Below are 22,971 nucleotides of genomic sequence, written 5' to 3'. Positions count from 1 at the left end.
CGTACGTACGAAAGCGGGGTCCCTGGCCTGGTCAAGGCCCGGGACCCCGCTTTCGTACACGGGCCGCTCAGACCCGTACGGGCTTGCCGTCGTGGAGGGCGATGGCGCGCTGCATCGCCTTGCGGGCGCGCGGGGTGTCCCGGGCGTCGTGGTAGGCGATGGCGAGCCGGAACCAGCAGCGCCAGTCGTCGGGGGAGTCCTCCGTCTGCGCGCGGCGTGCGGCGAAGACGGCGTCGGCGGAGTCCCGGTCGATCCGGCCGCCCGGGGTACGGACCAGCTCGTCGACCGGGAGTCCGCCCTCGGCCTCCAGCTCCTCGGCCAGCCGGTTGGCGCGGTTGACGAACTGAGTGCTCTTCCAGAGGAACCAGACACCGATGCCGGGCAGGATCAGCACCGTGACGCCGAAGGTGACGGTGAGCGGCGTGCCGTGTTCGATCAGCAGCAGGCCACGGCTGCCGACCAGGACGAAGTAGACGACGAGGACGGTGGCCGTGAGGAAGTAGGTGATCTTCGCGCGCATGTGGATCAGCCCAGGTCGAGGAAGTGTTCCAGGCCGAAGGTGAGGCCCGGGGTGGACACCACGCGCCGCACGCCGAGCAGGATGCCCGGCATGAAGCTGCTGTGGTGCAGGGAGTCGTGGCGGAGGGTGAGGGTCTCGCCCTCGCCGCCCAGGACGACCTCCTGGTGGGCCAGGAGGCCCCGCAGCCGTACGGAGTGCACCCGCACCCCGTCCACATCGGCGCCGCGCGCCCCGGCCAGCTCCGTGACCGTCGCGTCGGGCTGTGCGCCGAGGCCCGCGGCCGTGCGGGCGGCCCCGATCAGCTGGGCGGTGCGCTGGGCGGTGCCGGAGGGGGCGTCGGCTTTGTCGGGGTGGTGCAGTTCGATGATCTCGACGGACTCGAAGTAGCGGGCCGCGGTCTCGGAGAACTTCATGGTGAGGACCGCGCCGATGGAGAAGTTCGGCGCGATCAGCACCCCTGTCCCCGGGGACGCGGCCAGCGAGGTGCCGAGCTGCGCGAGCCGTTCGTCGGTCCAGCCGGTGGTGCCGACGACCGCGTGGATGCCGTGGCGTACGCAGAAGTCGAGGTTGCCCATCACCGAGGCGGGGGTGGTCAGCTCGACCACGGCCTGGGCGCCGGTGTCCACCAGGGTCTCCAGCCGGTCGCCCCGGCCGAGGGCCGCGACCAGCTCCAGGTCGTCGGCGGCCTCGACGGCCCGTACCGCCTCGGAGCCGATACGGCCCCCGGCTCCGAGAACGGCCACGCGCAGCTTGCTCATGCTCTGTTTTTCCTTCGGCTTCGGGAGATACGGCCCGTTCGCGGCCCGGTCAGGCGACCGCTTCGTCGAGGCGGGCCGCCTGCTTGTCCTTGAGCGGTCCTATGACGGACAGCGAGGGACGCTGTCCCAGTACATCGCGGGCGACCGCGCGTACGTCGTCGGGGGTGACCGCCGCTATCCGGCCCAGCATGTCGTCGACGGACATCTGGGCGCCCCAGCACAGCTCGCTCTTGCCGATCCGGTTCATCAGCGCGCCGGTGTCCTCCAGGCCGAGGACGGTGGAGCCGGAGAGCTGGCCGACGGCGCGGCCGATCTCCTCGTCGCTGAGGCCCTCGGCCGCTACGCGGTCGATCTCGTCCCGGCAGATCTTCAGGACGTCGTGGACCTGGCTGGGCCGGCAGCCCGCGTAGACGCCGAAGAGTCCGCAGTCGGCGAAGCCCGAGGTGTACGAGTAGACGCTGTAGGCGAGGCCCCGCTTCTCCCGTACCTCCTGGAAGAGCCGGGAACTCATGCCGCCGCCGAGCGCGGTGTTCAGCACGCCGAGGGCCCAGCGGCGCTCGTCGGTGCGGGACAGGCCGGGCATGCCGAGGACGACATGGGCCTGCTCGGTCCTGCGGTTCAGCAGCTCGACACGGCCCGCGGTGCGCAGGGAGCGGCTGCCGCCTCGGGGGGCGACGGGGGTGGCGTCCGTACGGGAGAGGGCGCCGGCCTTGTCGAAGACCCTGCGGACCTGGCGTACCACCGTGGCGTGGTCGATGTTGCCCGCGGCGGCGACGATGAGGCGGGTCGGGTCGTAGTGCTTCTTGTAGAAGCGGGCGATCCGGTCGCGGTCGAGGTCGTTGATGGTCTCGACGGTGCCGAGGACGGGACGGCCCAGGGGGCTGTCGCCGAACATCGTCTGCGCGAACAGGTCGTGTACGCAGTCGCCCGGGTCGTCCTCGGTCATGGCGATCTCTTCGAGGACGACCCCGCGCTCCGCGTCGACGTCGGCCGCCTCGATGAGCGAGCCGGTGAGCATGTCGCAGACGATGTCGATGGCCAGCGGCAGATCGGTGTCGAGGACTCGCGCGTAGTAGCAGGTGTACTCCTTCGCCGTGAAGGCGTTCATCTCTCCGCCGACCGCGTCGATGGCGGAGGAGATGTCGAGGGCGCTGCGCTTGCGCGTGCCCTTGAAGAGGAGGTGCTCCAGATAGTGGGTGGCGCCGTTGAGCGCGGGCGTCTCGTCGCGGGAGCCGACCTGGACCCAGATCCCGAAGGTCGCGGACCGTACCGACGGAAGGGATTCCGTGACGACGCGCAGGCCGCCGGGGAGTGTCGTACGGCGGACCGTGCCGATGCCGTTCTCACCCTTGAGCAGGGTTTGGGTACGGGCAACGGCCCGCGCCTCCGAGGAGGTGCGGGCCGTCGTCCTGGAGCTGGTTGTCACTTGGAGGCGTCGTCCTTCGCGTCCTCGGACTCGGCGCCCTCTTCACCCTCGATCACGGGGATCAGGGAGAGCTTGCCGCGCTGGTCGATCTCGGCGATCTCGACCTGGACCTTCTGGCCCACACCGAGGACGTCCTCGACGTTCTCGACGCGCTTGCCACCGGCGAGCTTGCGGATCTGCGAGATGTGCAGCAGTCCGTCCTTGCCCGGGAGCAGGGACACGAACGCGCCGAAGGTGGTCGTCTTGACGACCGTACCCAGGTAGCGCTCGCCGACCTCCGGCATGGTCGGGTTGGCGATGCTGTTGATCGTGGCGCGGGCGGCCTCGGCGGCCGGTCCGTCGGCGGCACCGATGTAGATGGTGCCGTCGTCCTCGATCGTGATGTCGGCGCCGGTGTCCTCCTGGATCTGGTTGATCATCTTGCCCTTGGGGCCGATGACCTCACCGATCTTGTCCACCGGGATCTTGACGGTGATGATCCGCGGGGCGTTCGGGGACATCTCGTCCGGGACGTCGATGGCCTCGTTCATCACATCGAGGATGTGGAGGCGGGCGTCGCGGGCCTGCTTCAGCGCGGCGGCCAGGACCGAGGCGGGGATGCCGTCGAGCTTGGTGTCGAGCTGGAGCGCGGTGACGAACGTCTTCGTACCGGCGACCTTGAAGTCCATGTCGCCGTAGGCGTCCTCCGCACCGAGGATGTCGGTGAGGGCGACGTAGTGGGTCTTGCCGTCGATCTCCTGGGAGATCAGGCCCATGGCGATACCGGCGACGGGGGCCTTGAGCGGCACACCGGCGTTCAGCAGGGACATGGTGGAGGCGCAGACCGAGCCCATGGACGTCGAGCCGTTGGAGCCCAGCGCCTCGGAGACCTGGCGGATCGCGTACGGGAACTCCTCGCGCGTCGGCAGCACCGGCACGATGGCGCGCTCGGCGAGCGCGCCGTGGCCGATCTCGCGGCGCTTCGGCGAACCGACGCGGCCGGTCTCGCCGACGGAGTAGGGCGGGAAGTTGTAGTTGTGCATGTAACGCTTGCGGGTCACCGGGGAAAGGGTGTCCAGCTGCTGCTCCATCCGGAGCATGTTGAGGGTGGTGACGCCCAGGATCTGGGTCTCGCCACGCTCGAACAGCGCGGAACCGTGCACGCGCGGGATGGCCTCGACCTCGGCGGCGAGCGTACGGATGTCCGTGACGCCACGGCCGTCGATGCGGACCTTGTCCTTGATGACGCGCTCGCGCACCAGGGCCTTGGTCAGCGCGCGGTAGGCGCCGGAGATCTCCTTCTCGCGCCCCTCGAACTGCGGGAGCAGCTTCTCGGCGGCGAGCTCCTTGACGCGGTCCAGCTCGGCCTCGCGGTCCTGCTTGCCGGCGATGGTGAGCGCCTGGGCCAGCTCGCTCCTGACCGCGGCGGTGAGGGCCTCCAGGACGTCGTCCTGGTAGTCGAGGAAGACGGGGAACTCGCCGGTGGGCTTGGCGGCCTTGGCGGCGAGGTCGGACTGGGCCTTGCAGAGCGCCTTGATGAAGGGCTTCGCGGCTTCCAGACCGGCGGCGACGATCTCCTCGGTGGGAGCCTCGGCGCCTTCCGCGACCAGCTGGATCGTCTTCGTGGTGGCCTCGGCCTCGACCATCATGATCGCGACGTCGCCGTCCTCCAGGACGCGGCCCGCGACCACCATGTCGAAGACGGCGTCCTCGAGCTCGGTGTGCGTCGGGAAGGCGACCCACTGGCCCTTGATCAGAGCGACACGGGTGCCGCCGATCGGGCCGGAGAAGGGCAGGCCGGCCAGCTGCGTGGAGCAGGAGGCGGCGTTGATCGCGACCACGTCGTACAGGTGGTCGGGGTTGAGCGCCATGATCGTCTCGACGATCTGGATCTCGTTGCGCAGGCCCTTCTTGAAGGAGGGGCGCAGCGGGCGGTCGATCAGCCGGCAGGTGAGGATCGCGTCCTCGGAGGGACGGCCCTCGCGGCGGAAGAAGGAGCCGGGGATCTTTCCGGCCGCGTACTGCCGCTCCTCGACGTCCACCGTGAGGGGGAAGAAGTCGAGCTGGTCCTTGGGCTTCTTGGAGGCGGTGGTGGCCGACAACACCATGGTGTCGTCGTCCAGGTAGGCCACGGCGGAGCCGGCGGCCTGCTTGGCGAGCCTGCCGGTCTCGAAGCGGATGGTGCGGGTGCCGAAGGTTCCGTTGTCGATAACGGCCTCGGCGTAGTGGGTCTCGTTCTCCACTAGTGATTTCTCCTCGTCTTCGTCCGGTGCCCGTGTGGCAGGGGACGTGGCGGAGAAGCGCTCCTTGGTGCGGGCCGGTCTTCGATCGAAGCACCCGGGGCTGCGGCGTGGGCCGCTTCGCCTTTCCGGGGGCCACTACCGAGGACCGGCGGCGGTGGAGGTCGCTCCTCCTCTTCGGCGGTGCTCGTGTTCAGCCGCGCTCGTGGCGGCTGTGCCGTGCTCTTCGGTGGTGCTGGTCGTGCTCTTCAGTTGTGCGTGTACGTCCAGGTTACTGAGAGAGGACGCGCATACGCGAAAGGAGCGGTCCCCTGGAAGTGGGAACCGCTCCCTTCACGGTGTCTTACTTGGCCCCGCCGGCCGCACCGCGGCGGATGCCCAGGCGGTCGACCAGCGCACGGAAGCGCTGGATGTCCTTCTTGGCCAGGTACTGCAGCAGGCGGCGGCGCTGACCGACCAGGATCAGCAGACCACGACGGGAGTGGTGGTCGTGCTTGTGGGTCTTGAGGTGCTCGGTCAGGTCCGAGATCCGGCGCGACAGCATGGCGACCTGGACCTCGGGGGAGCCGGTGTCGCCCTCCTTGGTGCCGAACTCGGTCATGATGGTCTTCTTCGTAGCGGCGTCGAGCGGCACGCGTACTCCTCGTGGGTCTTCGTGGCCTTCGAGTGCCCCAGGTCGAATACTCTGGGGAGCTTCCGTGACTCGGGAGGCGGGGATCCGTTGCGCGCAGACCGAGGATCCTTGACGGGGTCCGGGGTCACGTACACAAACGGTCGTCGCCAGAGTACCAGTCCCTTCCGTGGGCCATTTTCGGTATGCCCGTCGTACTGATCGCACCGGTCGCCCTGCGTCGTACGGGGAGTACCTGCCTGCCGGAAACGCTACGAGAACCCGCTACGAGGTCAGTGCGCGGATCGAGTGATAGACGTCGAAGACCGCGAGGCACAGGGGTACGAGCGTCAGCAGGACGAAGGCCTCCGCGATCTCCAGGAAGCGGCCCCAGAAGGGGGTGACGCCCTTGCGCGGCACGATCAGGCCGATGGCGGTGATCAGCGCGGCGACGGCGACGACCGCGGTGGTGAGCCAGACCGTACGGATGTCCAGCGCCCTGCCGTCGCCCGCGAGCGCGTCGCGCATCAGCGCCGCCGGCGGGTTCAGGCACAGCCCCAGGACGAGCAGGACCAGCGCCCCGAGGCCCGCCGCGAGGGCGCAGCCGACCTGCGCCGTGTAGCGGAAGAGGCCGGCGCGCATCAGCATGGCGATGCCGGTGGCGAGTGCGAGGAGCTGCCCCCACACGCCGCCGGAGAACCCGAGCACCGCGGCGGCGCCCACGGCCACCAGCGCGCAGCCGCCGACCAGCCCGACCAGCAGTTCGTGTCCGCGCCTGGCCTGCGCCGCGATGCGCTCGGCGTCGACGGGGCCCGGGGGCGTGGGGTCGTTCCCGTACCCGCCCACCGCCGTACGGGGCGGCTCGAAGCCGATGGGGAGGCGGGCGAAGCGGGTGGAGAGGCCGGGCAGGAAGGCGAGCGCGCCCACGGCGAGCGGGGCGCAGACCGCGGCGGTCTCGGCGGGCTCCAGATCGGTGGTGATCGCGAGGAACATCACCAGGACTCCCACCGCGGCGGCGAAGACGAAGGCGACGAACGGGCCGTCCCCGCCGGGCGCGGCGATCATCAGGATCACGGAGGCGACCAGGACGGCGACACAGGCCAGCAGGAACTGGAGCCTGCCGACGCCCTGCCCCTCCCCCAGCGGCAGCAGTCCGGCCCCGGCGACGGCGACATTGGCCAGCGCCCCGGTGCCCAGCGCGACGGAGGAGGCCCTGTCGTCGTACACCCGGGCCCGTACGGCGGCGAGCGCGAGCAGCAGGAGACCGGTGACGGCGGCCAGGATGCCCGGCAGCCCGTGCGTGTCGTGGCGCGGGGCGGCGGTCCACAGGACGAAGGCGACCAGCGTCAGCAGGACGGAGCCGCCGAAGAGCCCGGCGCCCCGGGTGAGGCTGTCGGTCCAGAGCGTGCGGTCGCGGGCGACCGCGGTGGCGACGGCGTCGGAGACGTCGTCGAAGACCGCCGGGGGCAGCGACTCCGCGAACGGCCGCAGCGACAGCAGCTCGCCGTCGAGGATCCGCTGCGCGGCCAGGGTGCGGGCGCCTTCGAGTACGGTGCCGTCGCGTCGTACCAGGTGGTAGCCGACCGGGGCGCCCTCGGCGGGGCTCTGGCCGGACAGCCGGAGGATCTCCGGGTAGAGGTCGGCGACGGGGATGTCCTCGGGCAGCGCCACATCGACGCGGCTGTCCGGCGCGACGACCGTGACCCGGCAGAAACCGGTGCCGCCGCGGGGCGGGGCGCCGGGGGCCGTGTGACGGGTGTCGGTGGCCGCCGCTGGGGCCGTCATACTCACCTGCTGGTTCCCCTCGTGGTTCTCATGGAGCCGTGCCCCATGAAGTCGTTGCCGTGGCGATGCCGGCGCGGTGCCGTACGGGATTCCCGTACGGGGTCGCCGTACCGGGTCCGTACGGGAATCCGCACGTCCTGTCCGCGTGGTGTCACGTCCGGTGCGCGGGGGCCGTTCCTCCGACTCCATTGTTTGTGACGTACTCATGACACTCGGGGTGGAGAGCCCCTGATGTGCCGCTTTCGCACCCCGGTCTCACAGCACCCTCACACCGGTCTCACACCGCCCGCGACTGACCTCGCGAATGACCCTTCGCTTCGCGGTAGTTCACCAGCGAGCAAACGCGTCGCGCCACCCTACCGCCACGCCCTTTCCCCGCTCGCAAGTAGGATCCCTCCCCGCGGATGGAGCCCGTCGCCACGGGGGCGCCGATAGGAACGTTTCCATCCGGCAAGGGAATTGGTGAGCTGTGAGTCAGATCGTCGTCAAGCGCCCACCACGGGCCCTGCCCGCAGAAGTACCCGGCGAGCAGGTGCAGGTGCAACCCCCTCCGGAGCTGCCGCGCGGGCAGCAGGAGGGGGCGCTGATGCAGCTGCTGCCGATGCTGGGCATGGGCGGGTCGGTCGTCTTCTTCTTCATGACACCGAATCCGATCATGCGGATCATGGGCATGATCATGATCGCGTCGACGATCGCCATGGGCATCGCGATGCTGGTACGGCACCGGCGCGGCACCCAGGGGCAGCTCGCCGATATGCGGCGCGACTATCTGAAGTATCTGACGCAGACCAGGCGGACCGTCCTGCGGACCGCGCACCTCCAGCGTGACGCGCAGTTCTATCTCCACCCCTCGCCCGAGCAGCTGTGGGCGCTGGTGGCCGAGGGCAGCCGGGTATGGGAGCGGCGCGCGGGGGACGACGACTTCGGGCAGGTACGCATCGGGCTCGGCAGCCAACAGCTCGCCACCCCGCTGATCGCCCCCGAGACCGCGCCGGTGGACGAGCTGGAGCCGCTGACGGCGGGCGCGCTCCAGCAGTTCCTGGCGGCCCACTCCACGCTCGACGGGCTGCCCATGGCGATCTCGCTGCGGGCCTTCTACCACCTGACGGTCAGCGGCGAGACGGAGTCCGTACGCTCCACGGCCCGTGCGATGGTCTGCTCGCTGGCCGCGCTGCACTCCCCCGAGGACCTGGTCGTCGCGGTGGTCGCCGGGCGCGAGGAGGCCGCGCGGTGGGAGTGGGCGAAGTGGCTTCCGCACGCCCAGGCCACCGGCAGCAGTGACGGCGCGGGCAGCCGCCGCCTCATCACCACGGAGGCGATGGAGCTGGAGGAGCTGCTCGCCGACCGCTTCGAGGGGCGCCCCCGGTTCGGGGCGAGCGGCCATCCGCTGCTGGACCAGCCGCATATCGTCGTCGTGCTGGACGGCCTGTCGGTGCCCCCGATGTCGACGCTCGCGGCGGCCGAGGGGCTCCAGGGCGTGACCGTCATCGAGGTCGTCCCCGGCGAGACGACCGGCGCGCGCGGCGGGCTGTCGGTGGTCGTCCACCCCGACTCCCTGCAACTGGAGTCCGGCCACGGGCTGGTGTACGACGGGACCCCCGACCTGCTGAGCGAGGAGGCGGCCGAGGCACTCGCCCGCCAGCTCGCCCCGCTCTCGGTGGCCGCCGGCGGGGACGACGACGAGCCGCTGCTCGCCAACCTCGACTTCACCGATCTGCTGAACCTGGGCGACGCGGCCTCCGTCGACGTCAGCCGCACCTGGCGGCCGCGCTCCCAGGCGGAGCGGCTGCGCGTCCCGATCGGGGTCGGCGAGGACGGCGCGCCCGTGATGCTGGACCTGAAGGAGGCCGCGCAGGAGGGCATGGGCCCGCACGGCCTGTGTGTGGGCGCCACCGGTTCCGGCAAGTCCGAGCTGCTGCGCACGCTCGTCCTGGGTCTCGCCGTCACACACTCGTCGGAGACCCTCAACTTCGTTCTCGCGGACTTCAAGGGCGGCGCGACCTTCGCCGGGATGTCCCAGATGCCGCATGTCGCCGCGGTGATCACCAACCTGGCGGACGATCTGACGCTGGTGGACCGCATGGGCGACTCCATCCGCGGTGAGCTGAACCGCCGGCAGGAGATGCTGCGCGACGCGGGGAACTACGCCAACATCCACGACTACGAGAAGGCACGCGCGGCCGGTGCCCCGCTCCAGCCGATCCCCTCGCTCGTGCTGGTCATCGACGAGTTCAGCGAGCTGCTCACCGCGATGCCCGACTTCATCGAGATGTTCGTGCAGATCGGACGCATCGGGCGGTCCCTGGGCGTGCATCTGCTGCTGGCCTCGCAGCGGTTGGAGGAGGGGCGGCTGCGCGGTCTGGAGACGTATCTGTCGTACCGGATCGGTCTGCGGACGTTCTCCGCGGCCGAGTCGCGCGCGGCGCTGGGGGTGCCCGACGCGTACCAGCTGCCCAATGTGCCCGGTTCCGGTTATCTGAAGTTCGGTACGGACGAGATGGTGCGGTTCAAGGCCGCGTACGTCTCCGGGGTGTACCGCACCAGCCCCCAGCGGAGCGCGGCTCTCGGCGATCCGCTGCCCGTGGACCGCAGGCCCGTCCCGTTCACGGCCGCTCCGGTGCCGGTGCGGTACGTCGAGCCGGCCGCCCACGCCCGGGTGCCCGAGGGACGTACGGAGGACGACGCGCTGGCCGACTCCGTACTGGATGTGATCGTACGGAGGCTGGAGGGGCGCGGCGCCGAGGCGCATCAGGTGTGGCTGCCACCGCTGGACAACCCGCCGGCCCTCGACGAGCTGCTGCCGGGACTGGCGGGGGTGGCGGGACGCGGGCTGACACAGCCCGGGTTCGAGGGCGCGGGGCGTCTTGTCGTACCGCTGGGTGTGGTCGACAAGCCGTACGAGCAGCGCCGTGACACGCTCTACCGGGACTTCTCCGGGGCCGCGGGCCATATGCAGATCGTCGGTGGGCCCCAGTCGGGCAAGTCGACCCTGCTGCGGACGCTGGTCTCGGCCTTCGCGCTGACGCACACCCCGCAGGAAGTGCAGTTCTACGGGCTCGACTTCGGTGGTGGCGGGCTGTCGTCGATCGCCGGTCTGCCGCATGTCGGCGGGGTGGCCTCGCGCCTCGACCCCGAGCGGGTCCGGCGCGCGGTCGCCGAGGTGTACGGGATCATGACCCGGCGCGAGGAGTACTTCCGCAGCTCCGGCATCGACTCCATCGCCACCTTCCGCAGGCTGCGGGCGCGCGGCGAGATCTCCGTGACGGACCAGCCGTGGGGCGACGTGTTCCTGGTCATCGACGGCTGGGGCAACTTCCGCGCGGACTACGAGGGCCTGGAGCAGGCCGTGCTGGACGTGGCGGCGCGCGGGCTCGGTTACGGCATCCATCTGGTCCTCACGGCCTCGCGCACGATGGAGGTCCGCGCGAACCTCAAGGACCATCTGATGAACCGGCTGGAGCTGCGTCTCGGTGACACCATGGACTCCGAGCTGGACCGCAAGGTCGCCGTCAATGTCCCGGCGGGTGTGCCGGGACGCGGTCTGACCCCGGAGAAGCTGCACTTCATGGCGGCGGTGCCGCGGATCGACAGCATCAACTCCGACAGCGACCTGTCGGAGGCGACGGCCGCCATGTCCCAGGAGGTCTCCCGGCACTGGACCGCTCCGGGCGCCCCCGCCGTACGACTGCTGCCGCGCGAACTGCCCGCGGCGGAGCTGCCCGGGGGCTCGGCGTACCCGGAGCGCGGGGTGGCCTTCGCCATCGACGAGAACAACCTGGAGCCGGTCTACGTCAACTTCGAGCAGGACCCGTTCCTGATGGTGTTCGGCGAGAGCGAGTCCGGCAAGTCGAACCTGCTGCGGCTGCTGATCAAGCAGCTGACCGAGCGGTACGACGGCGACTCCTGCAAGCTCTTCGTCATCGACAACCGCCGCGGTCTGCTGGACGCCACCCCGGCCACGCATCTGGCCGAGTACATCCCCATGTCCAACAACATGGACCACCACATGGACGCCCTGGCCGACCTGATGAGGCGCCGTACGCCCTCCGCCGATGTCACGGCGCAGGAGCTGCGGGACCGCAGCTGGTGGCGCGGCCCGACGGTCTATGTCGTCATCGACGACTACGACCTGGTCTCCACGTCGAGCGGCAACCCGCTCTCCGGGCTCACCGAAATGCTGCCCTTCGCACGTGACGTCGGCGTCCGCTTCATCATCGCCCGCAACACGGCGGGCGCGAGCAGGGCCGCGTACGAACCCTTCATGCAGCGCATGCAGGAACTCGGCGCGCAGGCGCTGCTGCTTTCCGGCGACCCGAACGAGGGCTCCGTCTTCGGCAACGCACGACCGCGTCCGATGCCGACCGGGCGGGGCGTCTTCGTGACGCGCCGGCGCGGGAATCCGCTCGTACAGACGGGACTTGTTCCGGAGGATGGGAACTGGCAGGGCCGGTGACATCGGTATTGCCGCGTTGACTTGACGCCACCCGTTGTTCGAGAACGTGATCAGCGCCGGGTAGTGGCCATGGCAGCCAATAACGCCTGACGGGGGAAAGGGAACTCATACACATGGCATGGGACGAGTGGGAACAGCTGAAGGCTCGGGCGGCCGATCGGCAATCCACACAGATGCGGCTCAATCAGCTTCCGGCCGAGGGCGGCGGGGGCGGTGGAGGCGGACAGGGTGATCTGAAGGCCAGCCAGACGGATCTGGCAGCTGTCGGAAGCAGTGCGTTCAAACTGTTCGAGGGCCTCGGGCAGTACGGGCGTGACGCGTGGTCCAGCAGCCAGACCGCGGCCAAGGATCTGACGACGCAGAAATTCGAACTCGGCGGTGGTCTCCACCACGTTCAGGAACAGTGGGAGAAGCAACTCCGGTCGCTGCTGGACGCCTGCGCCCATATCTCGAACCATATGGACTTCACCAAGAAGGTCCACCGGGGCGACGAACGCTCATTCGTCGAGACCGTCAGCAGCATCTCGCAACTGGACGAAGGCTTCACCGAGAGGACCCAGCGCTGATGGATATCGAAGCTCTGCGCAACGGGAACTTCGCGTCCCTCGGCGAGACGATCACCGACTGGGCCACGGTGGTCAAGAACCTCACCTCCCTGGAAAAGGATGCCCGGGAGGACATGAAGGCCAAGGCGGACAAGGCGAACTGGGCCGGCGTCAACGCCACGGTCAGCCGCGAGTTCATCGCCAAGACGGCGGGCGAGTTCGCCGATGCCGTCACCCAGGCCACCACGATCCACAACATCCTCAAGGACACCCGCGATGAACTCATCTCGTACCGTGGGCAGCTCAACGAGGCCATATCTCGCGGGGCGAGTAAAAATCTCACCGTCATGGACACCGGCGAAGGCTCCTTCACCGTCACCATGAACATCCACCCGGACCGCGCCGGCAAAGAAACCTTGGTGCCGGATCACAACCAGCAGGACGTCGACGCCTTCCGTGACGAGATCAAGGGCATCCTCGACAAGGCTGCCGAGAGCGACAGGAGCGCGGCTCAGGCGCTCAGGCTCATTGTCGACCAGGCCAAGGACGGTTTCTCGGACGCCAAGTACAAGGATCGCGACGCGGCGGCCGAGGCCATCAAGAAAGCCGATGAGATGGCACGGATCGCCAAGAAGGACCCCAAGGATCTCACGGCCGCAGACTTCGACAAACTGAACGCTGGTCTCAAGCAGTACAGCAACGACCCACTGTTCTCCGAACGCTTCGCCGCCACGCTCGGCCCCCAGAGGACTCTGGAGTTCTGGGCCGGCGTCAATGACCCCTACGAGAGCTGGAAGCTGGGAAGCGAACGGAGCGATCAGTACGGGGACCTTCAGAAGAACCTCAGCCTCACGCTCGCCGCGGCTTCCCAGAGCGACAGCGCAAAAATGTCCGGCTGGAAGCGCGAGATAACGGATCTCGGTGGTCAGCCCGTGGGCCGGAGCAATGGCCCAATGGGGTTCCAGGTCATGAGCAACCTCATGCGCTGGGGTGACTACGACGACAAGTTCCTCAAGAGCTACGGCTCCGAACTGATCAAGGCCGAGAAAGAGCTGAGCAGCAATGGCCGCCATACGCCAATGGTCTGGCAGCGTATGGGCGGGGACCCGAAGCTCAACCGCACTGGAACCGACTCCGGATCGGATCCCATGACCGGCTTCATGAAAGCCCTGTCGAACAGCCCCGCCGCGGCAACCGATTTCTTCAGCGGCACGTTCGTCGCCAAGGACGAGGACCACGACTTCGAGCGCGACACCGACGGAAACGGCAAGAACGGTAAGGTCGGGATCAGCAACTTCCAGTACCTCTTCGAGGAGCGGGACTGGCCTCAGGAGATGAACGACAAGGGTGACGAGAGCGTCACCGGTCGCGACTCCTTGGCGCGCGCCCTGGAGGCCGCGACAACAGGACACCCCGCTGGCACGCCACCAACGGCTGAGGACTTTACACACAGCAAAGAACAGTCAGCCCTTTTCGAAGAAATAGTGGAGTCCGTGTCGGAAAACCCGGAGCGGCTGGCAAAGAACGGGTTCATGTCGGACAGCTTCGGGAGGATCACCGGAGAGTACATGCCCGACGTAAACAGAACACTGAATCCGGACCAGCTCACCCCCGACAAGCTCTACCTGGTTTCCGGCTCTGCGGCAAATTTGGAACAATCCGACGTAACGCGCTTCCTCCACACCCTGGGAGGAAATCCAGACGGATTCAAGTACGTAACATTGGGCCAACACAGCTACGCAAACACGTTGATGGAATACCACTTCAACAACCCGAATGCATACATCAGCGACCCAAAGTTCTCCGATGCAGATAACCTGAAGGAGGCGATCGGATCCATCGCCAAAAATTCTGGCGAAATACAGGGAACTCTTGCTGCCGGCCGGGCTTACGAAGTCGAGAATTCTGGAGCCGAAAAGGATGCAGAGTTCAATAAATCTCTGGATACCGCCCAGTCTTGGGCAAGCAGTGCGGCCGGGATCGGCGTCGGGTTGGTTTCAGCACCTTACACCGGACCAGGCGCAGCGGTCGCAGGTGGGCTAGCAGAAACAGCAACGGGGGAAATCCTGGGTGCCATCGTCGATGGGTTCAAGAAAGACGGATCCAGCGAAATTCTGTACAGAAACGGAGCCGACTGGGATGAGACGCAAAAATCTACCTTTCTGCTTCTCCAGCAGGGCGCCGAGAGAGCTGGCGAGCTGTCAGGTAATCTCTCACCTCACATTGTGGCAATCTCCAGCAGAGAAGCAGAGGGAGGTTTCACGACAGCTGCCGCAAATGTAGAAAGATACGTATCGGGTCAGAAAATTCCAGCAGGAAGCGGAGGGTGATCAAGTGAAGATGAAATTCAACAAAAAAATCAGGCTCATCACGGGGGTGACTGCACTCGGTGGGGCAGTAATTGTCGCCGCCTACCTCACCAACACTCCCCCATTCAAAGAGTCAGCCGTCATAAAATCTAGTGAAGTATGCGATTCCCTAGGCGGTGGCGATAAAATTACCGCCGCCCTACAGGAAACGCTTCCAGATGCATCAAAATATGAATTCCAAGATTCCGACCAAGTCCGCGCCGACACTCAGGACAATGATTTTCTCTCCAGCTGCTTCATTCGAGCCGACGGAAAAACGGCTCTCGCTACTGTAACCGAGATGGTGCGCTGGAATCCTCCCAAGCTCTGGTCCAATCGTACCGTTTCCAATAATTCCGATATCGGTGCCCGTGAATTCGATTCTTTCAATGCAGGAGAAAAATCAATTTCGAGTTATCGTTTCGCTGCCATCTACGTCCCTTGCGTGCCCGACGGTATATTGATTGGCGGAACCTACAACCTCAGCGTTGAGGTACGCGCAACACAACACTCTTCCGCCTCAAAGAGCGTCACAAAACGGAGCCTTGCAGAAATTGCACTGAGCGCGGCAAGGCGCGCACACAAACAAGCGCAGTGCGATCTTCCGTCGAAACTACCTGCCGAAACCATAAAGTTTTCGCCTTCGAGTTGAGTCTCGCAAAGGATGTGGCACTTCACGCCCGGATCGTGCGGTGGTCCGCCCGGGGAGCGACGGCATGATGATGTACCTGGCAACCGGGATGAGGCGATGCTCTACCGGAGTTGACGGCTCCGGCGGTCCCGGGCTCAAGGGCCGACAAGTCGGGGGCGAGCGCGAAGGGGCAGACATGCGGAAGGGTGGACACCTCCCGCGCGTGCCCACCCTGACCGCTTGGCGTCGTCCGCCCTGCGTGACTGCCTGTCGTACAACTACCGCCGACCACTGCGGCTGCCTGTCGTACGACTACCGCCGATTACTGCGGCTGCTGCTGCAACTGCTAGAAGTTCGCGGCAGCCCTCTTGTCGCCGCTCCGGTAGTTACGGCCCGCGTCGTCTACGGCCGCCGAGATCTGCTTCAGAGCCGTGTGGATGGCCATCGCGTCCTTGTCCCATTCCGCCTGGGACCGGTTGTACGCCTCCCTGGCCTCACCCTCCCAGAGGTCGGACACCGAGGCGATCTTCGCCTTGATGGCACGAAGGCTCGCGTCGAGACGGCCGGCCTGCTGGTTGATCGCCTGGGCCGCCTCTTCGAGCTTCGCGTAAGTGACGATCATCGTGCCGTCGTCTTGTGCCATGAGATCCTCCAACTGCTCGTTACGTGGGATGTGGCAGCCGTCCGTGACGTACGGCCACCGAGATATCAGTAGTTGTTGAGGTTCGAGGTCGCCCGCTGAGCAGCCGCGTCGCCCGAGTAGCCGTCGGCCACGTCGACACCACGGAGAGCGGCCTCGACCGCGTCGTCCGTGTTGCCCGAGATCGTGCGCGCGGCCTCGATCGCTTCCTGGAACGTGAGCAGCCGGTTGCCGATGCTCACCATGCGGTTGTTGATCTCGGTCTGCTTCGTGTTGAACGCGCCGGCACCGATACCCTGCCAAGCGCCCTCCAGGCTGTCGATCGTCGCCTGCAACGCCTTGAGCTGTCCCTTGACGCTGTCGAAGTTCTCCGTGAGCTCGTTCTGCAGCTTTACAAGGCTGACTCCATTGACCTTCTGCACTGCCATGCGAGGTGTTCCTCTCTGGAAAACCCCGGTGAGCGGTATCCCACCGGGCGGTTCATGAGTACGTACGGGATCAGGCGGCCCTGCGCCTGCGAAGCAGCGCGAACGCCGCTCCCGCGCCGACCACCACAACGGCGGCCACACCTGCGATCAGCCCCAGTCGGCTACCGCCCTCGGAGTCCTCACTGGCCCCGGCCGCGACCGGCTTGTCGTCAGACTCGTCGCCGGCCTTCTCGCCCGTGCCGGCTTCGGCTTCGGCTTCGGCGGAAGCCGACGCGGACGACGCCGGTGCGGGCGAGCCCGAAGGGGCAGGCGTCTTCTCGTTGGTGAGGGGGTTGATATCGGCGGCGCCGGGGTCACCCTTGCCGTAAAGGATGTTGCGACCGGGACGAACCAGACCGTGCCCGAGATAGTTGCTGAGAGTGCCCTTGTCCCAGTCCCTGCCTGCCGTGTCGAAAAGAACGCGGAGGACCTGGTTCGCGGTCCAGTCCGGATGGATGGACCACACCAGAGCAGCCGAGGCTGCCGCGATTGCGGTGGCGGCGCTGGTCCCTCTGCCATCACAATAGCTCTGGAAATTTTCATCGCACCAAACCGGGATGTCATTCCCCGGAGCAGCAATATCTACAGCATCACCGTGCTGAGAGTATTCGGATACCGTCCCTTTACGGTCCGTAGCCGCAACTCCCACGACTTGAGGATACGCAGCCGGATATTGTTCCTTGTTGTCTTTGGCCGCATTGTTTCCAACGCCAGCAAAAAACAGCTTCCCCTTACTCTCCGCATACTCTACGGCAGCCCGCTCATTCTGGCTTGAGTACTCACTGGCGAACGACATACTGATGATCTGCGCATCACTGTCTGCAGCAGCTCTAATAGCTTCTTCGGCATCCTGCGCATTCACCTTGTGCTCGTTCTGGAACTCGGTGTTAGAAATCCGCATCGGAATAATCTTCACACCGGGCGCGAGCCCTTTAAGGCCACCGCCTTTTCCTGTTCCAGCGATCAGCTCAGCCATGGTTGTCCCATGACCATCGTAGTCATCCGTCTCGTCCCCCTCGGTTTCAGTGGCATCCAGCCCTTTCAGGACCTGCCCCTTCAACGAAGGCGTGGACGAGTTGACTCCGGTATCGATAACAGCAACCTTGATGCCCTCGCCCGTGGTGACCTCCCACATTCTCTCGGCGGCCATCGCGTCCAGGTACCACTGCTTCGACTGGACATCCTCCGCAGCAACTGCCGCCGGAGCCACGCCCGCGATGCCCGTGCTCCACACACCCACCGCAGCCAGTGTGCAGAGAACGCCTCGCCGTACGGCGTGAGGCCCTCCGCGTTTCTTGGCCCGGCTCATTCCTGCCGTCATCCTGACCTTCGCACCTTTCCTGTGCTTACTCGATCACCGGCGGTACGGGGCCACGCCGTCGGGCCGTCCATGTCTCTTCGTCTTCCGTCAGGTAGTCAGGACGCGATCTGGTGTCCTGCTCCTCCCTCTCGTCCCGCTTCTTGCCACCTGGGCCACGTACAAGACCCGCGCCGCCCTGAGTGAAGCCACCCACTCCGGACCGTGAACCGGACGTACCGCCACGGGGCTTACCGACAACCCCGTTGGAACTGGCAGTACCCCGAGCCCCAGGCCGGTTGGTGCTCTTCGCGGGGTTCGCGCCGACGACACCCGACTGGCTCGGCTTCCCTGCGGAAGCACGCCCTGCCGCGATGCCCTCGCCGCCGATGACCGTTCCACGGGGAAGGCGCGAACCGGTGGAACCGCCTGTGGCACGTGGCTTACCACCCACAACACCATCCACGCGCCCGGCACGGGGACCAACTACCCCGCCCGTACCCGCACGGCCCGCCATCGGGTGGCCCGCCGCACCGGATCGTCCACCTGCGACTGGCTGGCCTGCTCCACCCGCGCGTCCGGCAGCGGTGGAACCTCCGCCGATACCTGGCCGACCAGCAGTTCCGTCCCCGGTTCCGCCTGCAGCCATCCCCGGCCGTCCCACTGCCTTTGGGACACCGGTCCCGCCCACCGACCGTGGCGCGCCGCCCTGAACGGGATTCACGAAACCAGCCGCTGCGGGAGGCGTAAACCCACTTGAGGGAACCGTAGTTCCGGCGGCGGAGGGGGCGGGCGTACCACTGGGTCCCGTGGTGGGGGCCGATGGCGTCGCGACGCTGTTGATCTCCACCGCGTTCCGGTCCAGAACAGGCTGGGCCAAGCCAGCGGCTTCGCCTCGGGATCCGCCGCCCGTGCCGTACGAACCCGAGTCAGCGATCGTGGCGCGTTCGGGAACGGGTGTTACCAGGCCGTCGGCTTCCGCTCGGGACATGCCGGTACCGCTCATTTCCGCATGTCCCACTGATCGAGGTGTGGCAAGACCGGATGAGTCGGCCGTCCTTGCCGCTGAGCCTGTGCCCGAACCATCAAGAATTTTGCCCGTCGGCCTGGGCACATCCGCGTTCAACTTCTTCTCGAACTTCGGTACTTCCTGCCCCGCCAGCCTCTCTTCCGAGACCGCGTAGTACGACGCCAGGCGATACATCTGGTTGATGGCCTCCTGGCGGTTCTTCTCCACCTTCACCGCCGCGACATACTCCGGGTTTCCCTCGATACGCGCAGGCATCGGAATGTCATCGACGTCTTTCCTGCTGAACCGCCCATCGCGCGAAGGCATGGACTTACGTACCGACGCAAGCCCTTCACCCGCGACCGTGATCTGTGTACCCGCCACGTCCGCGAATCCGGCCAGGTCGGTGGCGTGCGCGGCAAGGGCTGTTCCGAAGGTGCGGAACGCGGTGCCCGACTCGCCCTTCCACTCGACCTTGTCGACGTAGGCGCTGAGTTCACGCGCGGCTTCCTTGAGAGCGTCCCTGGTTTTCCAGAGGGCGGCACCCGCGCTCTCCATATCGGCCGGGTTCGCGTTCTCCACCAGGTCGATCATGGCGTTCAGTTCGTGGTTCTCGAAGCTGGTGCTGGCGAAGGGGCCGGGACCACTGCCGCCGCCGAATCCGAAGAACGAGGGAACCTTGGCGACAATGCGCGTGATGTCGGTCACGCCGAGCTGAGTCTGAACCTTCGCCTGGTCCTGCTCGTGCTGCTTTTCGTCGCTCATGATTCAGCATCCACGTTGTACATACCGTTCTCGTCATCGGACCGCGTGGCCTCGGACGCAGCAGCCCGCTCCCGCTCCCGCTGCGTCGCGTGCTCCTGGTCGATACGCGCCTGGATCGCCGCGTATCGGCGTCGTACGTCCTCTTCCACGTTGTCGAAGCCGACAACTGTGGCGTGGACTCCGATGCTCAGGCCCTCGATCTGGTCGCCGAGGGTCCTGGAGAGCGAGACCAGTGCCTCGTGGACTCGGTTGTACTGCCCGTAGAGCCCGTCCGCCTCCGCGAAGGGGAGGTTGGAGCCGCTGAAAGCGGTTCGGGAGACCGTCTGGGCCGCCACGGTGGTGTTGCCCGCCGCTCCGCCTTCGAGTTCCGTCAGTAGCGCGTTCACCCGCTTCTGAAAGTTCTCCAGTGCTCCGATACCGCGCTCAAGGTCGCTTCCCCCGCTGCCTTCTGCCGCGTGAACCATCCCCGTAACCTCCCCGTTTTCTCCACACACATCGCGATCATGATGACGTGAACACCACTGACCACATGTATTCACTCTAGCCAATGCCTCTGACAGCCCCAAAAGCCTTATCGGTCAAGAGACTTCCGGGGCTGACGAACCATGGCCCGTTGTGCGGTGGTAATCGCTCCCCGCATGTCGGTATATCGGCATACCGGTTATCGGACCCCGTCAGCCCGTCGGTTCCCCCGCCGTCCGCCTCGACCTGCGGCGCGCGTCGCGGAGGGCCACGGAGCCGCCCGCGATGGCGGCGACCAGGACGCCTCCGCCGACCACGGCGTAGGTCGCGAGGCGGACGGTGCGTTCCTCCGGGGTCTCGCCCAGGTGGAGTTCGGCGGGGGTGGGGGCCTGGGCGTTGGACACGCCTTCGTGGGCCACGGGGCGTTCGATGGGTTTGTCGTCCTCGGTGAGGGCGCGTACGGGGTCGATGACGCCCCAGCCGACCAGGCGGTCGTGGCCCGCGACGGACCGTTCCGCGGTCTGCTGCATCTGGGCGACGACTTCCTCCTGTGTCCAGTCGGGGTGCTTGCTCCTGATGAGAGCGGCCACGCCGGTGACGTAGGGCGCGGAGAAGCTGGTGCCGTTGTCGGCGCAGTGGCCGCCCAGGGGGACCGTGGAGACCATGTCGACGCCGGGGGCCGCGATGCCGACGAACTCGCCGGACTGGGAGAAGAGCGCGCGTTCGTTGTTGCGGTCGGTCGCGGCGACGGCCAGTACGCCGGGGTACGAGGCGGGGTAGGTCTTCTTGACGTTGCGGCCCAGGCCGTCGTTGCCCGCCGAGGCGATGATCACGACATCCGCGTCAAGGGCCCTGTCCACCGCCTGCCTCAGCTCGGGGCGGGGTTCCACGGCGTCCTCGGTGTCCTGGGAGATGTTGATGACGTCGGCCTTCTCCCGGACCGCGTAGTCGATGGCCGCGACGAGGCTTTCGACCGTGCCGTGGCCCTCCGCGTCGTTCTGCTGTACGGGGATGATCGTGGCGCCCGGGGCGAGGCCGACGAAGCCGGTGCCCTTCTGGGGGCGGGCGGCGATGATGCCGGCGACCTTGGTGCCGTGGCCGACCGTGTCGGTGGTGCCGTTCTCCTTGCCGCGCTCGATCTTGTTGCCGTTCTCGTCCTTGAGGCCCTTGGGGAGCAGGTTGATCCCGCTCCCGGTGTCCACCGCGCGACTGAGCTGACGGTTCTTTACGTCAACTCCGGTATCGATGACTGCGACCCGTACCCCCTTGCCGGTGGACTGGGTCCACAGCTCGTCCAGCAGAACGCGCTGGAGCGACCAGGGACGGCCCTCGTACATATCGCCGGGGTAGGTGCACTGGCCCGTAGAGTCCGCGGCCGCGAGGGGCACGGGCAGCGCGACGAAGGTGGCCGCGGTGGCCGCCGCGGCGCTCAGGAGACGTACGGCAAGGCTGGTCGGAGCGTATGTCACGGTGCTGCCCCTCCTCACGAGCCCTGCGGCTGGCGGGCCGAGCCCGTCGACAGGCGCGGTCCGGTCGGCAGGAAGGAGGACCAGGCCGCCGGGATGGGCGCCGGGGTGACCTCCTTGTAGCCGAGCCTGATCTGGGCACGCTGGTCCTCCTGTTGTTCGCGCTCCGCCTTCTGCCTGGCGGTGCCGGAGGCGCCGATGCCGGAGTCGTCCGCGCCGCTGTCGCCGTTGGACTGCATCGCGTAGCGCAGCCCGGTGTCGGTGACGAGGAAGACGAAGCCCGTGTCGGTCCTGGAACCCGTGAACTGCCGGAAGAGCTGGCCGGAGCCCGGGGTGACGTACGCGCTGCTCGAACCGGCCGGCAGGGTCGCGGGGAATTCGGTGCCCGCCCAGGTGCTGAGGGTGGTGGAGCCGTCCTTGTCGACCTTGCGCAGGACGTTGCACACGGTGTTGCGGCTGCCCGGCGCGGTGCTGGGCGAGTTGACCGTCTCCGGGGCGTTCACCGGCCAGTCGTACTCACTCCCGAACGCCTGACCGGGCTGGATGGCGCCGGGGCTGACGGGCTTCGCGCTGCCGTCCTGGCCGAGTTCGACCAGGTCCTTGCGGCTGAGCAGGAGTTTCGCGGTGAAGTCGGTTACGGGGGCGACCCGGCCCGGCAGGACCACGTACATCTGCTTCTTGGTGCCGCTGTCCGCGCTGAGGACCATACCCACCGTGTTCTCCTCGGGGGTGAGTTCGCCGGGGGCTCCGGCGGCCTCGCCCGGGACTCCGGTGAACTCCGGGAAGGTGATCTCATCGCCCTTGTGCAAGGTTTCGAGCCAGGACGCGGAGACGCGCTGAGGTTCGCCGTTCTGGTCCACCAGCAGGCGCAGCAGCAGTTCGTCGTTCTCCACGGGGTACGCCTTGCCGGTGGCGTCCACGACATAGCGGGTCCGGTCGGGGGCGGGGCCCTCCACGTACATCAGCTCGCCGCCGCGCAGCTTGTTCGCGCCCTCGGTCCGCTTCTCCTCCTTGGTCCCGGCGAGGACGAAGGCGGCCTTCTGGATGGCTCGGCCGCCCTCGCCCGGCCGCTCGCAGACCGCCCAACGCTTGGCGGATCCGGCCGCCTTGGAGTCGGGCAGCCGGTCGGGGGCGTAGGGGATGCCGATGGTGGCGCCGCGCGGGATCCTGCCGTTGTCGAGTTCCTTCTCGCTGACGTTGACGACCTTGCCCGAGTCCCCGTCCAGGAGGAGTTTGGCGGAGGCCATGTTCAGGACCGGGTGCAGCTGCTTCCTGTTGTCGGTCGTCAGCACGACGTACCGGGTGGTGGATTTGCTGGCGATGATGACGTTTTCGCCGCTGTCCCAGCCCTTGGGCGCCACGGGCTTGAACATGCCCCAGGCTCCGAAGCCCGCGAGGATCACCACTCCGATGATCGCTCCCGGCACCACCGCGCGCAGCGGCCGGGGCGCCCCTTCTTCCGAACCGGTCGAGTTCGGCTGCACGAACTGCGCGACCAGCCTTCGCTTCGCGAAGGTGTAGGCGTTGAGTTCGTCCCGTCGTGATGCCATCTGTCCGCTGTCCCTCTCCC

Annotated in this window: 17 protein-coding genes; 4 read left to right on the top strand and 13 right to left on the bottom strand. The window is 67.2% G+C overall.

The genetic code is table 11. From position 1 onward, the window contains the following. Window positions 1–67 precede the first annotated feature (67 nt). From ACIP8W_RS01990 to eccD, 6 genes are all read right to left on the bottom strand, one after another. Complete coding sequence (locus tag ACIP8W_RS01990; RefSeq protein ID WP_402201604.1) at window positions 68–520, bottom strand: hypothetical protein; 453 nt, start codon at window positions 518–520, stop codon at window positions 68–70. Window positions 521–525: 5 nt separating this feature from the next. Continuing rightward, on the bottom strand, window positions 526–1,278 hold the full coding sequence (gene dapB / locus ACIP8W_RS01985) for a 4-hydroxy-tetrahydrodipicolinate reductase (protein WP_401957787.1): 753 nt from the start codon (window positions 1,276–1,278) through the stop codon (window positions 526–528). A gap of 49 nt (window positions 1,279–1,327) precedes the next feature. Then, window positions 1,328–2,704: a M16 family metallopeptidase gene (locus ACIP8W_RS01980; RefSeq protein ID WP_402148295.1), complete on the bottom strand. Its 1,377-nt coding sequence runs from the start codon at window positions 2,702–2,704 to the stop codon at window positions 1,328–1,330. Next, on the bottom strand, window positions 2,701–4,926 hold the full coding sequence (locus tag ACIP8W_RS01975; protein WP_402148297.1) for a polyribonucleotide nucleotidyltransferase: 2,226 nt from the start codon (window positions 4,924–4,926) through the stop codon (window positions 2,701–2,703). Before ACIP8W_RS01975 ends, ACIP8W_RS01980 begins: the two co-directional genes overlap by 4 nt. Before the next feature lie 340 nt (window positions 4,927–5,266). Then, window positions 5,267–5,557: a 30S ribosomal protein S15 gene (gene rpsO, locus ACIP8W_RS01970; protein WP_114623975.1), complete on the bottom strand. Its 291-nt coding sequence runs from the start codon at window positions 5,555–5,557 to the stop codon at window positions 5,267–5,269. Between the two features lie 261 nt (window positions 5,558–5,818). Next, window positions 5,819–7,318, bottom strand: coding sequence for a type VII secretion integral membrane protein EccD (eccD, locus tag ACIP8W_RS01965; protein ID WP_402201603.1), 1,500 nt, complete (start codon window positions 7,316–7,318; stop codon window positions 5,819–5,821). A 469-nt stretch (window positions 7,319–7,787) separates the two neighbouring features. Here eccD and eccCa point away from each other — a divergent pair, with 469 nt between their 5' ends. From eccCa to ACIP8W_RS01945, 4 genes are all read left to right on the top strand, one after another. Continuing rightward, entirely contained in the window at window positions 7,788–11,771 is a 3,984-nt protein-coding gene (gene eccCa, locus ACIP8W_RS01960) for a type VII secretion protein EccCa (protein WP_401957779.1), read from the top strand. Window positions 11,772–11,884: 113 nt separating this feature from the next. Then, on the top strand, window positions 11,885–12,337 hold the full coding sequence (locus ACIP8W_RS01955) for a hypothetical protein (protein WP_401957777.1): 453 nt from the start codon (window positions 11,885–11,887) through the stop codon (window positions 12,335–12,337). After that, entirely contained in the window at window positions 12,337–14,646 is a 2,310-nt protein-coding gene (locus ACIP8W_RS01950; protein ID WP_401957774.1) for a hypothetical protein, read from the top strand. Before ACIP8W_RS01955 ends, ACIP8W_RS01950 begins: the two co-directional genes overlap by 1 nt. A 4-nt stretch (window positions 14,647–14,650) precedes the next feature. Next, on the top strand, window positions 14,651–15,316 hold the full coding sequence (locus tag ACIP8W_RS01945; RefSeq protein ID WP_401957771.1) for a hypothetical protein: 666 nt from the start codon (window positions 14,651–14,653) through the stop codon (window positions 15,314–15,316). 325 nt (window positions 15,317–15,641) lie between these two features. Here the strand turns inward: ACIP8W_RS01945 and ACIP8W_RS01940 are convergent, their stop codons facing one another. From ACIP8W_RS01940 to eccB, 7 genes are all read right to left on the bottom strand, one after another. Beyond that, the gene (locus ACIP8W_RS01940) at window positions 15,642–15,938 is read right to left on the bottom strand and encodes a WXG100 family type VII secretion target (RefSeq protein ID WP_401957769.1); all 297 of its coding nucleotides are present in this window, start codon (window positions 15,936–15,938) and stop codon (window positions 15,642–15,644) included. 65 nt (window positions 15,939–16,003) lie between these two features. Then, the gene (locus ACIP8W_RS01935; RefSeq protein ID WP_401957767.1) at window positions 16,004–16,363 is read right to left on the bottom strand and encodes a WXG100 family type VII secretion target; all 360 of its coding nucleotides are present in this window, start codon (window positions 16,361–16,363) and stop codon (window positions 16,004–16,006) included. 70 nt (window positions 16,364–16,433) lie between these two features. Then, window positions 16,434–17,723, bottom strand: a complete 1,290-nt coding sequence (locus tag ACIP8W_RS01930) for a S8 family serine peptidase (protein WP_402201602.1) — start codon at window positions 17,721–17,723, stop codon at window positions 16,434–16,436. 25 nt (window positions 17,724–17,748) lie between these two features. Then, complete coding sequence (locus tag ACIP8W_RS01925) at window positions 17,749–19,473, bottom strand: hypothetical protein (RefSeq protein WP_402201601.1); 1,725 nt, start codon at window positions 19,471–19,473, stop codon at window positions 17,749–17,751. After that, window positions 19,470–19,937 (bottom strand): hypothetical protein, encoded by a 468-nt coding sequence (locus tag ACIP8W_RS01920; RefSeq protein ID WP_402201600.1) that lies wholly within the window; start codon window positions 19,935–19,937, stop codon window positions 19,470–19,472. The genes ACIP8W_RS01925 and ACIP8W_RS01920 overlap by 4 nt, the downstream gene beginning before the upstream one ends. A 210-nt stretch (window positions 19,938–20,147) precedes the next feature. Then, entirely contained in the window at window positions 20,148–21,404 is a 1,257-nt protein-coding gene (gene mycP, locus ACIP8W_RS01915; protein WP_401957759.1) for a type VII secretion-associated serine protease mycosin, read from the bottom strand. Window positions 21,405–21,418: 14 nt separating this feature from the next. Then, window positions 21,419–22,951, bottom strand: a complete 1,533-nt coding sequence (eccB, locus tag ACIP8W_RS01910) for a type VII secretion protein EccB (protein WP_401957757.1) — start codon at window positions 22,949–22,951, stop codon at window positions 21,419–21,421. Between the last annotated feature and the right edge of the window lie 20 nt (window positions 22,952–22,971).

This window comes from Streptomyces sp. NPDC088554 (genome assembly GCF_044752945.1).
Taxonomy (GTDB): Bacteria; Actinomycetota; Actinomycetes; order Streptomycetales; family Streptomycetaceae; genus Streptomyces.
Note: the sequence above shows the minus strand (reverse complement) of the source record. Positions and strands in the feature narration are given on the sequence as shown.

Excerpts from the sequence above, each read along its gene's own strand:
- ACIP8W_RS01990 (WP_402201604.1), bottom strand. The coding sequence starts at position 520 with ATGCGCGCGAAGATCACCTACTTCCTCACGGCCACCGTCCTCGTCGTC.
- dapB (WP_401957787.1), bottom strand. The coding sequence starts at position 1,278 with ATGAGCAAGCTGCGCGTGGCCGTTCTCGGAGCCGGGGGCCGTATCGGC.
- eccD (WP_402201603.1), bottom strand. The coding sequence starts at position 7,318 with ATGACGGCCCCAGCGGCGGCCACCGACACCCGTCACACGGCCCCCGGC.
- ACIP8W_RS01955 (WP_401957777.1), top strand. The coding sequence starts at position 11,885 with ATGGCATGGGACGAGTGGGAACAGCTGAAGGCTCGGGCGGCCGATCGG.
- ACIP8W_RS01950 (WP_401957774.1), top strand. The coding sequence starts at position 12,337 with ATGGATATCGAAGCTCTGCGCAACGGGAACTTCGCGTCCCTCGGCGAG.
- ACIP8W_RS01940 (WP_401957769.1), bottom strand. The coding sequence starts at position 15,938 with ATGGCACAAGACGACGGCACGATGATCGTCACTTACGCGAAGCTCGAA.
- ACIP8W_RS01935 (WP_401957767.1), bottom strand. The coding sequence starts at position 16,363 with ATGGCAGTGCAGAAGGTCAATGGAGTCAGCCTTGTAAAGCTGCAGAAC.
- ACIP8W_RS01930 (WP_402201602.1), bottom strand. The coding sequence starts at position 17,723 with ATGACGGCAGGAATGAGCCGGGCCAAGAAACGCGGAGGGCCTCACGCC.
- ACIP8W_RS01925 (WP_402201601.1), bottom strand. The coding sequence starts at position 19,473 with ATGAGCGACGAAAAGCAGCACGAGCAGGACCAGGCGAAGGTTCAGACT.
- ACIP8W_RS01920 (WP_402201600.1), bottom strand. The coding sequence starts at position 19,937 with ATGGTTCACGCGGCAGAAGGCAGCGGGGGAAGCGACCTTGAGCGCGGT.
- eccB (WP_401957757.1), bottom strand. The coding sequence starts at position 22,951 with ATGGCATCACGACGGGACGAACTCAACGCCTACACCTTCGCGAAGCGA.